Here is a 16,014-nt window from a genome sequence, read left to right as displayed (position 1 = left end):
GGATGGATCATCGGCAACGCCTTGTGGTTGCAGGTTGGCTGGTGGGCATGTGTGCTGGGCGCACACCGGCCTGCTGTTGGCGCCGATCTGGGCCTTGTTCTTACCCCTCGCTGCGCGGATCGCGCGACAGCGTTCGGAACTGTAGGAGCGGGCTTGCCCCGCGATCGTATTTCGCCAATGACACTGCATCGCGGGGCAAGCCCGCTCCCACCGGCAGGGCCGGATGCAGGAGCCAATCCATCCCCGACAATCCGTGAAGAACCAAAAATTTACGGGATGGCTTTGTCCCTTTTTCAATCTGGATCGGCATAGCAATCGATAATGATTTCCACTTCGGTGGAATTGCATCGAGACTGCATAGGATCCCCGATTGATGTTCCGCCATCACCCACACCTTCCGTCTTTGCTGTGTGCTTCATTGTTACTCGCTGCTGCGCCTGCTGTGCAGGCCGAGCAGTCGGCTGAAAAACGCTATTTCTCCTTGCCCGCCGGGCCGCTGGGGCTAAGCCTTGCGCGCTTTGCCGAGCACGCCGGGATTCGCCTGGCCTTCGATGCCCGCCTGGTCGACAAGCTTGAAGCACAACCGTTGCAAGGCAACTTCACCCCGGCCTCTGGCCTGCAGTTGTTGCTGGAAGGCAGCGGGTTGACCTATGAAGCGGTCGATGGCGGTTACCTGGTCAAGGCGCACAAAGGCTGGCAGGCAGACAGCGTTCGCCTGCCCAGCACCAATGTCACCATCCCGGAAGTACAGGAGGAAAACCGCTTCGCCCACCCGTTCAGGCTGACCTCCGAGCAGATCGAACAGCGCCCGCAGGCCAACAGTAACCTCACCGACCTGTTGCGCAGCCACCCCGTGGTGCAGTTTTCCAACAGCAGCCAGAACGGCCTGAGCCAAGGCGAGATCAAACCCGACTCGATCTCCATCCATGGCTCACGCCCGTACCAGGGCTTGTTCAGCCTCGACGGCATGCGCATGAACAACGACCTCGACCCCGTGGACGCCGGTAATGGCGTGACCATGGCTTCAGGCACGTCCAGTGAGCAGGGGTTCTACCTCGACAGCCGCCTGATCGACAGCCTGGAGGTGCACGACTCGAACATTTCCGCGCGCTACAGCGGATTCACCGGCGGCGTGGTGGAAGCTACCTCGCGCAGTTGGCGCGGTGGCCAGGCCGGGCAACTGTATTACCGCCACACCGACGCCGACTGGAACACCACCTTCACCGATGACCGCCTGGATTTCGACAGTTCCAACAACAGCATGTCGCACCCGTCGCGCTTCCAGCCCAGCTACCAGAAAAGTGACTACGGCTTGTGGGCCGAAACGCAACTGGCGGAAAACCTCGGGGTGGTCATCAGTGCTTCGCGGCGGGACTCGAAGATCCCCATGCGCGACCTGGGTGGAACGGGCCTTGAGTACACGGACGGCGTGCTGAGCGACTTCGATTACCCGGCCCGTAACCGCCTGCAACGCCGCCAGTCCGACAACCTGTCAACCAAGTTCAGCTGGTATGCGGCCCCGGAAACCACCGTGCACTGGACGGTGCTGTACTCCGGTTATGAGGAGCAGATGTTCCAGAACACCGTGGCCAACTCCGGCTACCACAACAGCCATGATGGCCTGGCCAGTATGCTCAAGCTGGAACACCTGACGTCGCTGGGGCAACTGGATCTCAATGCCAGCTACCGGCACATGACCGACATCCGTGACAGCGACACCGACTACCGTGTGTCGTTGCTGGACTACACCGATTGGCGCAACCCCATCACCTATAACTACGGCGGCCCCGGTAGCCTCAACAGTTACCAGGACACGGCAGAATTGTCCGGGCAGTTCGCCTTCGACCGCGTGTTCGCTGCCGGGCTAGGGCACCGCGTGACTCTCGGTGCCGGGCTCAATCATGTCGATGCCAAGTTCGAACGCGAAGAGACCTATTTCGCTGCCAACTACGACATGTTCGAAGAGTACATCCGGTTGCGCCAGGTGGATGCATTCTTCGCCGGTTCTTCCAGCACCCGCTACACCAGTTACTACCTGTTCGCCGAAAACGAGATGGACTGGGGCCGCCTGACCGTGCGCCCGGGCCTGCGCCTGGATCGCGACGACTTCATCGACCAGAACAACGTGGCGCCGCGTCTGTCGGTGTCGTTCGATGCCTTTGGCAACGGCGCGACGGTGCTCAAGGCCGGTGCCAACCGTTACTACGGCAGTTCCATGCTCACCTATGCGCTGTACGGCGCGCAGAACGGCGGGCTGAAACACTGCTACGAAGACTGCTGGCCGATGATCGACACCGGCGACGGCACCTGGGATGCGACACCGGATTACGAAGGGCTGGATAAACTGAAGACGCCCTATAGCGATGAATTGATGCTCGGCCTGGACCAGCGTTGGGGCAACAGCCTGTGGGCGATTCAGTACGTCAACCGCAAGCATCGCAACGAAGTGCGCAGCCGGCCCAAGTACCCGGACAGCCGCGTCCGTGGCGAGCGCGGGATCAAGGAATTCGTCAACGACAGCAAAACCGACAGCGATAACGTTTACCTGAGCGTTAGCATGATCGAACCGTTGCGCGCCTTGTATGCCGAGCACCGTTTCAGCGCCGCCCTGGCCTGGCAACGCACCCACAGCGACACCGCGCTTGAGCTGGGCTACAGCGACATCGACCTGAGCATGAAGCTGGACCCGAGCAAAGCCTGGTTCGAAGGCAAAGTGATCGATGCCAAAGACCTGCCCGCCAGCGACTTCAACGCACCGTGGAAGCTCAACGTCGACTGGCAAGCAAACTGGCAGGATTACGGCGTGTCGCTGTTCAACCGCCTGACCTGGGAGAGCAGCCGCGACCAGGTGTACAAGCACGACACCGGCGTAGACGGCTATTACCCGCTGCCCGACAGCAACCTGCGGGTACGCAAGTACAGCTCGGCACGCATTGGTTCGCTGTGGCGCTGGGACACCAACGTGCAGTGGAAGCCGGCGTTCGCACACGGCCTGGGCTTCAACGCTCAGATCAACAACCTGCTCAACACCAAGAACCAGAGCGACACCCTGTCGTGGGGCGGTAACACCTACAAGATCTACCAGCCGGGGCGTCAGGTCTGGCTGGGGCTGACCTACGACTTCTGAGCCCACGCGGCCCTGCGGGGCCGCCTCCTTACTTTACGGAGCGGCTCGGCGAGGGCCGTGGATCCTGATGATACGACTTCGACAATTCTGGGCCATCACTGGCCCCTTCTGGCGCTCGCGGGCAGCGTTACCGGCCTGGTTGCTGCTCGCCACGGTCATTGCCCTGACCCTGCTGGGGGTGGCGATTACCGTGCGCCTGAACCAGTGGAACGGCGATTTCTACAACGCCTTGCAAGCACTCGACGGCAACACCCTGTACCCACTGCTGTACAGCTTCGTCGGCCTGGTGGCGGCGATGATTCTGGTGGTGGTGTATGCCGACTACCTGCGCAAGCAACTGCTGATCCGCTGGCGAGGCTGGCTGACCGAACACCTGTGCACCCGCTGGCTCTCACCAGACGGCCAGCACTACCGCCTGCAGTTGCAAAACCGCGAGCCCGACAACCCTGACCAGCGTATCGCCGATGACGTGCGGCTGATGCTCGAACACTCGCTCAAGCTGCTGCTGTCGTTCACCCGCTCAGTGGTTACGCTGATCTCGTTCGTCAGTATTCTCTGGACGTTGTCGGGGGCTTTGACCTTCAGCGTCGCCGGCGACTCGTACCGCTTGCCGGGCTACATGGTCTGGGTTTGCCTGGCGTACACCCTGGTCGGCATTGCCCTGACCCATTGGATCGGCGCCGCCCTGCCGGGCCTGAACGTGCGCCAGCAACACCGCGAAGCCGACTACCGCAGCGCGCTGATGTTTCGCCGCCGCCACGCCGATGCGATCGCTGGTCACCAAGGCCAGGCCCATGACCGTGAAGCCTTGCGCCTGCGCTTCGGTGAAGTGATCAGCAACTGGTATGGCCTGATGCGGGCGGAACGCAACCTGGCTTTTTTCACGGTCGGCTACCAGCAGGCGACCATTCTGGCACCGCTGTTTTTCGCCTTGCCCAAGTTTCTCTCCGGCGAACTGCAACTGGGTGGTTTGATGCGTATCCAGTCGGCGTTCGGCCAGGTCGCGGGCGCATTGAGCTGGTTTATCTACGCCTACCGCGACATCGCCGCCTGGGCGGCATGTGTCGAGCGCCTGCATGGCTTTGTCACCCTGCTGGACGAGCCGTTGCCAGCACCGAGCACATCGCCCTCATCTAGCGGTACAACGATGCTGGAGGCAGAGCTGTCGATTCAGCGCAGCGATGGTTCGCCCTTGCTGCCTGCAGTGGCGCTGCACCTGCAGCCAGGCACGTTGACCCTGCTTTGTGGCCGCTCCGGCTTGGGTAAATCGACACTGCTGCGCTGCCTTGCCGGTTTCTGGCCGCACTACCAAGGCCGTCTGATGACGCGCGCGCCGGTGTTCTGGGTGCCTCAGGACCCTTACCTGGGCGATGGCTCGCTGGCCGACCTGCTGACCTATCCGAGCCTGAGCGGCACCTTCAGCCAGCAACAATTGCACTGGGCGCTGGACGCAGTGGGCATGGGCCAGCGCTTTGCTGATGTGGCGCAGAGCCAGGACTGGCAGCAGTGCTTGTCTGGCGGCGAACGCCAGCGCCTGCTGATTGCCCGCCTGTTACTCAACCGCCCCGCCCTGCTGCTGCTCGATGAAACGCTGTCAGCGCTTGACCCCGCAGCCGCCAGCACCCTGCTGGGTGTAGTGCGTCAGCACTTGCGCAGCAGCGCGATCCTGTTGGTCAGCCATCAACCGCATCTCGCCGCTCAGGCCGACCACGTCCTTGATCTGCATACCGTGCTTCAACCTTGCGAGGAACGCTTTGCTCATGAGTCTTAAACCCCTTTTGCTAATCAGCACGCTGCTGCTGACCGCCTGTGGTACAGCCGTAGTGCCGCAGGCCACAACCCCGGCGCCCAGTGCGCCTCGTGCAGAATTGCCCGCCAGGCCTGAACTGCAGGACTACCAGTTGGCCAACGGCATGCGCGTGATGCTGGTCCCCCGCGAGTCCGATGGCCTGGAACTGCGCCTGCTGGTCGGCAGCGGCTCACTGCAGGAAAGCCCGCAACAGCGCGGGCTGGCGCATTTTGTCGAGCATATGGCGTTCAAGGGCAGCCAGCACTTCCCCGGCAAAGCCGGGCTGGCGGCGCTGGAGCGTCTGGGTATCAGTCTGGGGCCCGACATCAACGCCGCAACAAGCTTCAACAGCACCCAGTACAAAATCTCGTTGGCAGAGGATGACAGCAGCCATACCGACCTCGCCTTGCGCCTGATGGCCGACTGGGCCGCCCATTTGAGTTTCGACCCGGCCGCCTTCGAGGCCGAGCGCGAGGTGATCGTCGAGGAATGGCGCTTGCGCCAGGGCGTCGGGCAGCGCATCAATCAGCGCATTGACGACCTGCTCTACCAAAACAGCGATTACCAGAACCGCAACCCGATCGGCGACCTTGAGGTTATTCGTCACGCCCCGGTCGAGCAGGCGCAAGCCTACTACCGCGATTGGTACCAGCCCCAGCGCATGACCTTGCTGCTGGTCGGGCGCTTTGACCAGGCGCAATTACGCGGACGCATCGACACCCTGTTCGGTGCCCAGCCACGCGGCAGCGCGCCAGCCTCAAGCGCGGCGAAATTTCGTGGCGACAAGGCCTTGCGGGTGACCTCGGTGTTCGATGCCGAACAGGGTCAGCGCATGCTGCAACTGGTGCTGCAACGTAACCTGCCCGCCGCGCTGGACAGTCAGAATGGACAATGGCGCGACCTGATCGATGCCTTGTGGTTGAGTGTGCTGGATGAGCGCCTGGACTTGTTGGTCGAGCAAGGCCTGTTCAGCCAGGCCGGCGTTGCCGAACGCGCGATTTTGCTCGATGCCCGACGCAGCCAATACCGCATGGTGCTGCACCCACGCGACACCAACTACGCCAAAGCCAGCGAGCAACTGTTCACCGAACTGCAGCGTATGGCGCGCCAGCCTGTGAGCGAGCAGGAGCTGGCAGCGGCCAAACAGCGCCTGACGGAAAAGCTGGAAAACCAGGCGGCGGGTCAGCAGCGCTATAGCAATCAGGTGCTGGCCGACGGCATTGCGCAAGCGGTCGAGTTCCAGATGCCGCTGTTCGACAAGCGCCAACAATGGCAGATGACGCAAGCCTGGCTCCCGAACATCGGTGCACTGCACCTGCAAGCTGCCGTGAGTGAATTACTCAGTGACGCATCACCGCGCCTGGCGCTGGTAGGGCCAAAGGGCGACAGTGCGAAACACAACGAAGCGCAATGGGCAGCGCTTTGGCAACAAGCCCTCGCCAGCCAACCAGGGCCTTTCCCACATACCGCACGACCCCAGACCCTGAAGGTGACACCCCCTGCAGCGGGCAGTCTGAGCCAAGTAGCGCCGATCAACGAAGTCGGCGCCGTGCAGTGGCAACTGGGCAATGGCCTGCGGGTCATCGTCAAGGCCGATCCCGCGCTGCAAGATAACGTACGCCTGGAGCTGCACCAGTTCGGCGGCTCATCACTCGACCCTATCGCACAGGCGGGCGTGTCCAACTGGTCGATCAGCCTGGCAGAACGCAGTGGTTACGGTGACTACTCCGCGCTGCAGCTGGCCCGCCTGGGGCAGACCAGCCAAGTGCAATTGAAGCCCTTCAGCGAAAGCCTGTTCCACGGTATGCGTGGCAGCGCACCGGCCGATGAACTGGAAACCCTGTTCAAACTGCTCAATCTGAAACTCACGGCACCGCGCTTTGATGCCGACCGCCTGCAAGAAATGCGTCAAGGCTACAGCACCAGCCTGGACAACCAGCCGGCTGAGCGGCGCTTCATGGATGCAATCAACCGCACGGCCTACAGCAACGGTCAGCGTCTGGTCAGTGATGCTCAAGGCCCCTGGCGCACATTCGAAATCGAGCAATTGCGTCAGGTGTACCGTGATCGCTTCAGCGTACGCCAAGGCATGACCCTGGTAGTCAGCGGCCCGATGGTTCTAGAGCGGGTAAAGGAATTGTCGCGCACCTGGCTGGCCAGCTTGCCTGCCGCACCCGGGCCTGCACCGCAGTGGCGTGATGTGGGCGTTCAACCACTGCAGCACAGCATGGAACACCGCTACCCGTGGTCGAGCAGCCCGAAAACCATGGTCAACCTGCTGTACAGCAGCCCGGCCAGCTGGAGTGCCGACGATGTGCTGATGCTAGGCCTGGTAGACAAAGTGGCCAATCAACGCCTGCGCCAGGCGATTCGCGAGGAGGCCTCCGGGACGTACACCATCGGCTTCAGCCAGCTACTGACCCGCTTGCCGACAGCCTATTACCTGGCGCGCCTGAACTTCACCAGCGCTGCCGAGCGCGCGGACGCTTTGACCGCACAAGCCCAGGCCGTGGTGGCGACGCTGGCTGAGCACGGTATCAGCCAGAGCGAATTGCAGCAGGTGCGTCAGGCGCAACTCAACGAGCTGACACAGCAACGCCGCAGTGCCATCTACTGGGCGCAGGCCTTGGCGCAAGTGGCGATGGTCGATGATGATTTCAAAAGCCTTGAACAAGCGCCGCAGCGCGTGCGCGATCTGCAGCTCTCCAGCATCAATGCCTTGTGCAAAACCCTGCTGGGACGCCACCCGAAACTGTTCATCCTGGCGCCGGCCGGCGCGGATGTTCAGACCGCAGGCACCAGCGTTGCCCAGTAGCGAGTGCGGTATTGCACCTTGACCGGCAACACCTGGCTGAGCGTGGCCAGTACCTGCTCCGGCTGCTTCACATCGAAAGCACCGGAAACCCGCAGCGCTGCGACTTCCGGGTCGCAGTGCAGGCGGCCACTGCGGTAGCGGTCCAGCTCGCGGGTGAACAGCGACAAAGGCATGCCGTCGGTGATCAACAGGCTGCGGACCCAGGCATCCGAAGCCAACGGCAAGACCTGGCGGCGAACATCGCTGGGCGAAATCAGCAGTTGCTGGCCGGCGGCAAGCGGATGCTCTTGAACGCCGATGTTCACGTTCAGTTGCCCTTGGTAAACGCTCACCCGCTGTGGTTCCCCTGCCAGCGCACGCACCGAAAAGCGCGCCTGCCCTGCCCAGATGTTCATCCGTGCCAGGTGGACCTGGGTCGGTTCAGAGGCCACCTGACGCGAATCGACCATGATCTCGCCTTGCAGCAAATCAATCCGCGTACGCTGAACGTCAGCTTCAACATCCAGTGCTGTGGCAGTGTTCAGGGTGAGTTGAAGCTGGTTGGCCAAGGTCAGGTTACGCAGTTCACCGGTAGCGGTGTGGTAACCGGCGCTGAGCTGCGGCCAGAGCAGTTGCTGCCCACTGTAGCCCAGGGTGCCAGCACCACCGAGCAGCAGGCACAGCTTGCCAACGAAGGCGCGACGCGACGTATGGGCCGGAGCGGTGCGCACAGCGTGAAGCATCGACCGGCCTTGCGCACCGGAGAGCCGTTGGCCCAGGGTTTCAACACGCTGCCAGGCTTGGCGGTTCTGGCTGCTTTGCGCCAACCAGGCTTGCCAGCGGTGGTAGCGGGGGTCACCGTCCTGCGCTTCACGCAGTTCGATCAGCCAGTTCAGCGCTTCACTCAGGCTCTGCTGCTCATGCGGCGCGGTCATGGCTCAAGCTCCAACTCCAGTTCCAGACAGCGCAACAGCGCGGTGTGCATGTACTTCTTGACCGAGCTGACAGTGACACCGAGGCGTTCAGCCGCTTCAGCGTACTTCAGGCCATCTACCTGGCAGAGCAAGAACGCCTGGCGCACCTTGGCCGGCAAACTGGCCAACATACGATCCAGCGCGAACAAGCTCTCGAGCATCGAGCAGGTCAACTCAGGGGACGCGGCCAAGGCTTCAGGCAGGTGTTGCAAGGTTGCCAGGTAGGCTCGCTCAAGCTCCTTGCGACGCACTTTATCTACCATCAGGCCGTGGGCGATGGTTCTGAGAAAAGCACGCGGTTCGCGTAAGTCTTCAAGGTTGCGCTGCAGTACCTTGACGAAGATGTCGTGGGCCAGATCCGCGGCATCACTGGAACACCCGAGGCGTTGTTGCAACCATCCTTTGAGCCAGCCACTGTGATTCTGATAGAGGCTGACGACTACATCCTTGCTAGGCATGATCAATTAGGCGCAAAAAATAATCGCTAATGATAATCATTATTTGGCGCAATTGGAACGCAAAACGCCATCATCTTGATGTCAGCGATGCCACCGGGATTTCCCGCAAAAAAGCCTTCAGCAGCAGCCGTGCAGCTGTGCGGTTGCTGGTCTAGAGTCGTACGCGTACGCCGCGATTTGTTCAGCAGCGATCATCACCACGAGTGACAAGCCAGGATCCCCAGCCATGAACAACGCCAGTCGCGGCTTCTCTCTACGGGTGCTTATCGCGCTGGCCATCATGCTCAGCACCCTCGTACTAGGTGGGGTGCTCGCCTACAAAAGCTATGTGGGTATGCAGCAGGCGTTGCTCAGCGCCTCTGCAGACACTGCGCAGCAGCTGAGCCGCACCATCAACGAACGGGCCCGACGCTTGCTCGACCCGGCGCTCAGCTCTATCCAGTTACTGGCTTATGACCCGCTTTCCAAAGCCAGCACGTTAGCGCAGCGACTTGAGCGCTTGCCGTTGCTAGTGGCCAGCCTGAATGCCAACAAGATGCTCAGCGCGGTGTACGCAGGCTATCCAAACGGCGAATTCCTGCTGGTGCGCGTGCTGCGCGATGAGGCGGTCAAACAGCACCTGCAAGCGCCCACGGAGGCAGCCTACCTCGTCCAGAGCATCAGTCTCGATAATCGCGGACAACCGCTCGGCGAATGGCGCTTCTACGACGCGCAATTGTCGCTGCTGCAGCATCAGATCAAAGCCGATTACCACTTCGATCCGCGCACCCGCCCCTGGTTCGTCTCGGGCATGAACGCTGCGTCGACCGCTTTGACCAAGCCGTATGTGTTCTTCACCACCCGCGAGATCGGCCTGACCTTGTCGCAGCGCAGCATTGATGGCGCCGTCGTGCTGGGTATGGATGCTTCGGTGAATGACCTTGGCAGTGGCATTGATGACTTGAACATCAGCCCCGGCACTGAGATGGCAGTGGTGGACAGTTCGGGCACGGTGCTGACCTACCCGGATCTGCAACGGGTGTTGGTCCAGGAGGGTGAAAGCCTGCGGTTGTCGCGCCTTGATGAGTTAGGCGTGGACAGCCTGAATCAATTGTTCAACAACAATCAGCAAAGTACCGGCCCCAGACGCTACATGTCGGGAGGCCAGGCCTGGTATGGAATGCGCGTGCCGCTATCGACCTTTGCCCAACACGACATCCACTTGCTGATCGCTGTACCGGCTGCCGAGCTGCTGATCGGGGCACGCCAGATGCTGCTTGAACAAGTGCTGTGGACGGCGGCCTTGATCGTTTTGCTGCTGATTGTGGGCTGGTTACTCGCCCAACGTATTGCCAAGCCGCTGCAGAAGCTGACCCAGCAAGTACAGGCTCTGAGCAATTTTGATTTCAGCCGCAAGGTCGGTGTGAAATCACGGATCAACGAGGTTCGCGAACTGAGTCAGGTGCTTGGCAGCATGTCTCGCACCATTAACAACTTCCAGGCGATCACCCTAACCCTGAGCCGGGAAACGCACCTGGACAACATGCTCGGCGAGGTACTCGGGCAATTGGTGGAAGCCAGCGCAACCCGCTCGGGTGCGGTTTACCTGATTGCCGACGACACCGACACCCTGCAACTGGCGGCTCGTTCACAGGACGCCGAGTATCCTGGCGAACTGCAGCTGACTCGCCACAACCACGGCGATCTGGATGCCGCCGTCACGCACGCCCTGGGTGATCAGGCGCACTACCTGGCCGTTGCGCTGAACGACCGCGGCGAGCAATTGCTCGGTGTTCTGGTGCTGCAATTGGGGCAAGCCCAGCAACAAGCGGGCACTGTGCAGCAACCGTTCCGGCGCTTTGTTCAGGAGCTTTCCGGCGCGGCTGCAGTAGCGATCGAGACGCGGCAGCTGATCGAAGCGCAACAGCGCCTGCTCGACGCCATCATCAAGCTCCTGGCTGACGCCACGGATGCCAAAAGCCCCTATACCGGCGGGCATTGCCAACGGGTCCCGCAGCTCGCTGAAATGCTCATCGACAAGGTAATTGCGGCCCCGAGTGGTCCTTATGCCCACTACAGCATGAATGCAATGGAACGCTACGAGTTCAAGATTGCCGCGTGGCTGCATGACTGCGGCAAGGTGACCAGCCCGGAATATGTGGTCGACAAGGCCACCAAACTGGAGACGCTGTATAACCGCATCCACGAAATCCGCACGCGTTTTGAAGTGCTCTGGCGCGACGCTGAGCTGGATTATTGGAAGGGGGTAGCCGCAGGCGGCGATCAACCCGCACTGGAGCAGACGCTTCATAACCGACAGGCTGAACTGGAGGATGAGTTCAGCTTTATTGCTAACGCCAACATTGGTGGCGAGTTCATGTCTGACACGGATGTCGAACGTTTGCAGCAGATCGGAGCGCGGCACTGGTTACGGCATTTCGACAACCGTCTTGGCCTGTCCCGCGACGAAGCGCAGCGCCTGGCCGCCCAGCCAGCCGATGCCCTGCCAGCGCAAGAGCGCTTGCTGGCTGACCGTGACGATCACATCGTCCCCTGGGGCGAGCGCAAACCACCGGTAGTCAAAGGTGATCCGCGTAACCTCTGGGGCTTCGATATGCGTTTGCCGGCGCAAGCCTACAACTATGGCGAGCTGTACAACCTCAGCATCCGTCGCGGCACGTTAACGGATGAAGAGCGCTTCAAGATCAACGAACACATTGTGCAGACGATCATCATGCTCAACACCCTGCCCTTACCCCGTCACCTCAAACGGGTACCGAACATTGCCGGTAACCACCACGAAAAAATGGACGGCACCGGTTATCCACGGCGGCTACGCAAAGACGACATGAGCATTGCCGAGCGGGTGATTGCGATTGCCGACATTTTTGAGGCGTTAAGCGCAGCGGACCGCCCTTATAAAGCGTCAAAGACCCTGTCAGAGTCGTTGACGATCCTCAGCTACATGGCCCGTGACCATCACATTGATGCCGAGCTGTTTCGCTTGTTTCTCACCAGCGGCGTTTATCGCGAGTACGGTGAGAAATTCCTTCAGCCTGAACAGCTCGACGACGTGGATATCCAGGCGTACCTGACGGCACTGGATAAGGTTTAGCCGCATCCACTGCCAACCTATGCGAAAATAGCGGCGCTTTTGTTCACAGTGTGGAGATGTACAGTTTTGGTAATGCACTACTCAACCAGCGGCGACTCGGTCGCTTGCGGCCGCAATGGCAATAATCTCAGCAGCACTTCTGAAACCGACAAGGTTGATTGCAAGTCGTGCCAGCGTTCGCTGGACAAAGTCGACGCGGCCCCAGTCAAGAAAGCCACTCCTTCGTTGGCAGAGCTGCGCAAGCAGCGCCTTGCGAGTCAGGCAAGCCAGGCGAAGCCTTCTGCGTTCTGCTTCAAAGCCAGCTGGCGTGAACGCCTGACGGCCCAGGCCGATCGCTGCCGCTTGCCTCGAGGTGTTGCACCACAGGCATTCGTTTAAGCCTAGGCAAACACAAGACCACCCCACGGGGTGGTTTTTTTGTGCCCCCAGCCTGTAGGAGCGGGCTTGCCCCGCGATAGCGGTGTGTCAGGCAGATTGCGATCGCGGGGCAAGCCCGCTCCCACAGCTCCCACAGAAGAAGCCCATCCCAGCAGATTTTGGTCGGCGGAAAAGACAAAACCCCTACCTGCGTACGCAGATAGGGGTTTCGGAATTTAATCTTGACGATGACCTACTCTCACATGGGGAAACCCCACACTACCATCGGCGATGCATCGTTTCACTGCTGAGTTCGGGATGGGATCAGGTGGTTCCAATGCTCTATGGTCGTCAAGAAATTCTGTTGCCAGAAGGTCTTGTTAGACACTCCAGCGAATTGGGTATGTGACATTTGTGGTTTTGCAAACTTTCGGTGACTTTCGTCTTCACCACCACAATCTGCGTTGCAGATTGCTTGGGTGTTATATGGTCAAGCCTCACGGGCAATTAGTATTGGTTAGCTCAACGCCTCACAGCGCTTACACACCCAACCTATCAACGTCGTAGTCTTCGACGGCCCTTCAGGGAACTCAAGGTTCCAGTGAGATCTCATCTTGAGGCAAGTTTCCCGCTTAGATGCTTTCAGCGGTTATCTCTCCCGAACATAGCTACCCGGCAATGCCACTGGCGTGACAACCGGAACACCAGAGGTTCGTCCACTCCGGTCCTCTCGTACTAGGAGCAGCCCCTCTCAAATCTCAAACGTCCACGGCAGATAGGGACCGAACTGTCTCACGACGTTCTAAACCCAGCTCGCGTACCACTTTAAATGGCGAACAGCCATACCCTTGGGACCGGCTTCAGCCCCAGGATGTGATGAGCCGACATCGAGGTGCCAAACACCGCCGTCGATATGAACTCTTGGGCGGTATCAGCCTGTTATCCCCGGAGTACCTTTTATCCGTTGAGCGATGGCCCTTCCATACAGAACCACCGGATCACTAAGACCTACTTTCGTACCTGCTCGACGTGTCTGTCTCGCAGTCAAGCGCGCTTTTGCCTTTATACTCTACGACCGATTTCCGACCGGTCTGAGCGCACCTTCGTACTCCTCCGTTACTCTTTAGGAGGAGACCGCCCCAGTCAAACTACCCACCATACACTGTCCTCGATCCGGATAACGGACCTGAGTTAGAACCTCAAAGTTGCCAGGGTGGTATTTCAAGGATGGCTCCACGCGAACTGGCGTCCACGCTTCAAAGCCTCCCACCTATCCTACACAAGCAAATTCAAAGTCCAGTGCAAAGCTATAGTAAAGGTTCACGGGGTCTTTCCGTCTAGCCGCGGATACACTGCATCTTCACAGCGATTTCAATTTCACTGAGTCTCGGGTGGAGACAGCGCCGCCATCGTTACGCCATTCGTGCAGGTCGGAACTTACCCGACAAGGAATTTCGCTACCTTAGGACCGTTATAGTTACGGCCGCCGTTTACCGGGGCTTCGATCAAGAGCTTCGCGTTAGCTAACCCCATCAATTAACCTTCCGGCACCGGGCAGGCGTCACACCCTATACGTCCACTTTCGTGTTTGCAGAGTGCTGTGTTTTTAATAAACAGTCGCAGCGGCCTGGTATCTTCGACCGGCATGGGCTTACGGAGCAAGTCCTTCACCCTCACCGGCGCACCTTCTCCCGAAGTTACGGTGCCATTTTGCCTAGTTCCTTCACCCGAGTTCTCTCAAGCGCCTTGGTATTCTCTACCCAACCACCTGTGTCGGTTTGGGGTACGGTTCCTAGTTATCTGAAGCTTAGAAGCTTTTCTTGGAAGCATGGCATCAACCACTTCGTCGCCTAAAGGCAACTCGTCATCAGCTCTCGGCCTTAAGATCCCGGATTTACCTAAGATCTCAGCCTACCACCTTAAACTTGGACAACCAACGCCAAGCTGGCCTAGCCTTCTCCGTCCCTCCATCGCAATAACTAGAAGTACAGGAATATTAACCTGTTTTCCATCGACTACGCTTTTCAGCCTCGCCTTAGGGACCGACTAACCCTGCGTCGATTAACGTTGCGCAGGAAACCTTGGTCTTTCGGCGTGGGAGTTTTTCACTCCCATTGTCGTTACTCATGTCAGCATTCGCACTTCTGATACCTCCAGCAAGCTTCTCAACTCACCTTCACAGGCTTACAGAACGCTCCTCTACCGCGTCACCTAAGTGACACCCGTAGCTTCGGTGCATGGTTTGAGCCCCGTTACATCTTCCGCGCAGGCCGACTCGACTAGTGAGCTATTACGCTTTCTTTAAAGGGTGGCTGCTTCTAAGCCAACCTCCTAGCTGTCTAAGCCTTCCCACATCGTTTCCCACTTAACCATGACTTTGGGACCTTAGCTGACGGTCTGGGTTGTTTCCCTTTTCACGACGGACGTTAGCACCCGCCGTGTGTCTCCCATGCTCGGCACTTGTAGGTATTCGGAGTTTGCATCGGTTTGGTAAGTCGGGATGACCCCCTAGCCGAAACAGTGCTCTACCCCCTACAGTGATACATGAGGCGCTACCTAAATAGCTTTCGAGGAGAACCAGCTATCTCCGAGCTTGATTAGCCTTTCACTCCGATCCACAGGTCATCCGCTAACTTTTCAACGGTAGTCGGTTCGGTCCTCCAGTCAGTGTTACCTAACCTTCAACCTGCCCATGGATAGATCGCCCGGTTTCGGGTCTATACCCAGCGACTAAACGCCCTATTAAGACTCGCTTTCGCTACGCCTCCCCTATTCGGTTAAGCTCGCCACTGAATATAAGTCGCTGACCCATTATACAAAAGGTACGCAGTCACCTAACAAAGTAGGCTCCCACTGCTTGTACGCATACGGTTTCAGGTTCTATTTCACTCCCCTCTCCGGGGTTCTTTTCGCCTTTCCCTCACGGTACTGGTTCACTATCGGTCAGTCAGTAGTATTTAGCCTTGGAGGATGGTCCCCCCATATTCAGACAAAGTTTCTCGTGCTCCGTCCTACTCGATTTCATGACTAAGAGATTTTCGCGTACAGGGCTATCACCCACTATGGCCGCACTTTCCAGAGCGTTCCGCTAATCTCAAAGCCACTTAAGGGCTAGTCCCCGTTCGCTCGCCACTACTAAGGGAATCTCGGTTGATTTCTTTTCCTCAGGGTACTTAGATGTTTCAGTTCCCCTGGTTCGCCTCTTGCACCTATGTATTCAGTACAAGATACTCAGCTTATGCTGAGTGGGTTCCCCCATTCAGAGATCTCCGGATCAAAGTCTGTTTGCCGACTCCCCGAAGCTTATCGCAGGCTACCACGTCTTTCATCGCCTCTGACTGCCAAGGCATCCACCGTATGCGCTTCTTCACTTGACCATATAACCCCAAGCAATCTGGTTATACTGTGAAGACGACATTCG

The 16,014-nt window shown here is 59.2% G+C and carries 8 protein-coding genes and 2 rRNA genes; 5 read left to right on the top strand and 5 right to left on the bottom strand.

Annotated features, from left to right (window positions below; genetic code table 11):
- Window positions 1-100: 100 nt before the first annotated feature.
- The gene (locus tag ACVWSC_RS07000) at window positions 101-385 is read right to left on the bottom strand and encodes a hypothetical protein (protein ID WP_442112660.1); all 285 of its coding nucleotides are present in this window, start codon (window positions 383-385) and stop codon (window positions 101-103) included.
- On the opposite strand from ACVWSC_RS07000, the gene ACVWSC_RS06995 reads away from it, so the two are divergent.
- The 3 genes from ACVWSC_RS06995 to ACVWSC_RS06985 all read left to right on the top strand — a co-directional run bounded on the left by ACVWSC_RS06995 (window position 374) and on the right by ACVWSC_RS06985 (window position 7,731).
- A complete protein-coding gene (locus ACVWSC_RS06995) occupies window positions 374-3,127 on the top strand; it encodes a TonB-dependent receptor plug domain-containing protein (RefSeq protein WP_442112658.1) in 2,754 nt (917 codons plus the stop codon). The genes ACVWSC_RS07000 and ACVWSC_RS06995 overlap by 12 nt on opposite strands.
- Before the next feature lie 67 nt (window positions 3,128-3,194).
- Window positions 3,195-4,898 (top strand): ABC transporter ATP-binding protein/permease, encoded by a 1,704-nt coding sequence (locus ACVWSC_RS06990; protein WP_442112656.1) that lies wholly within the window; start codon window positions 3,195-3,197, stop codon window positions 4,896-4,898.
- The gene (locus ACVWSC_RS06985) at window positions 4,888-7,731 is read left to right on the top strand and encodes a M16 family metallopeptidase (RefSeq protein WP_442112654.1); all 2,844 of its coding nucleotides are present in this window, start codon (window positions 4,888-4,890) and stop codon (window positions 7,729-7,731) included. Before ACVWSC_RS06990 ends, ACVWSC_RS06985 begins: the two co-directional genes overlap by 11 nt.
- Here ACVWSC_RS06985 and ACVWSC_RS06980 read toward each other — a convergent pair.
- Entirely contained in the window at window positions 7,701-8,645 is a 945-nt protein-coding gene (locus ACVWSC_RS06980) for a FecR domain-containing protein (protein ID WP_442112652.1), read from the bottom strand. The genes ACVWSC_RS06985 and ACVWSC_RS06980 overlap by 31 nt on opposite strands.
- A complete protein-coding gene (locus ACVWSC_RS06975; RefSeq protein ID WP_442112650.1) occupies window positions 8,642-9,142 on the bottom strand; it encodes a sigma-70 family RNA polymerase sigma factor in 501 nt (166 codons plus the stop codon). Before ACVWSC_RS06975 ends, ACVWSC_RS06980 begins: the two co-directional genes overlap by 4 nt.
- 226 nt (window positions 9,143-9,368) lie before the next feature.
- On the opposite strand from ACVWSC_RS06975, the gene ACVWSC_RS06970 reads away from it, so the two are divergent.
- Together ACVWSC_RS06970 and ACVWSC_RS06965 are read left to right on the top strand one after the other, a co-directional pair.
- Complete coding sequence (locus tag ACVWSC_RS06970; RefSeq protein ID WP_442112648.1) at window positions 9,369-12,236, top strand: HD domain-containing phosphohydrolase; 2,868 nt, start codon at window positions 9,369-9,371, stop codon at window positions 12,234-12,236.
- A 72-nt stretch (window positions 12,237-12,308) separates the two neighbouring features.
- A complete protein-coding gene (locus ACVWSC_RS06965) occupies window positions 12,309-12,614 on the top strand; it encodes a hypothetical protein (RefSeq protein WP_442112646.1) in 306 nt (101 codons plus the stop codon).
- A gap of 219 nt (window positions 12,615-12,833) precedes the next feature.
- On the opposite strand, the gene rrf is transcribed toward ACVWSC_RS06965, so the two are convergent.
- Both rrf and ACVWSC_RS06955 read right to left on the bottom strand, forming a co-directional pair.
- Window positions 12,834-12,949, bottom strand: a 5S ribosomal RNA gene (rrf, locus tag ACVWSC_RS06960).
- A 130-nt stretch (window positions 12,950-13,079) separates the two neighbouring features.
- A 23S ribosomal RNA gene (locus ACVWSC_RS06955) occupies window positions 13,080-15,970 on the bottom strand.
- Window positions 15,971-16,014: the final 44 nt, after the last annotated feature.

The sequence above is a fragment of the Pseudomonas sp. NUPR-002 genome (assembly GCF_056322725.1).
Note: the sequence above shows the minus strand (reverse complement) of the source record. Positions and strands in the feature narration are given on the sequence as shown.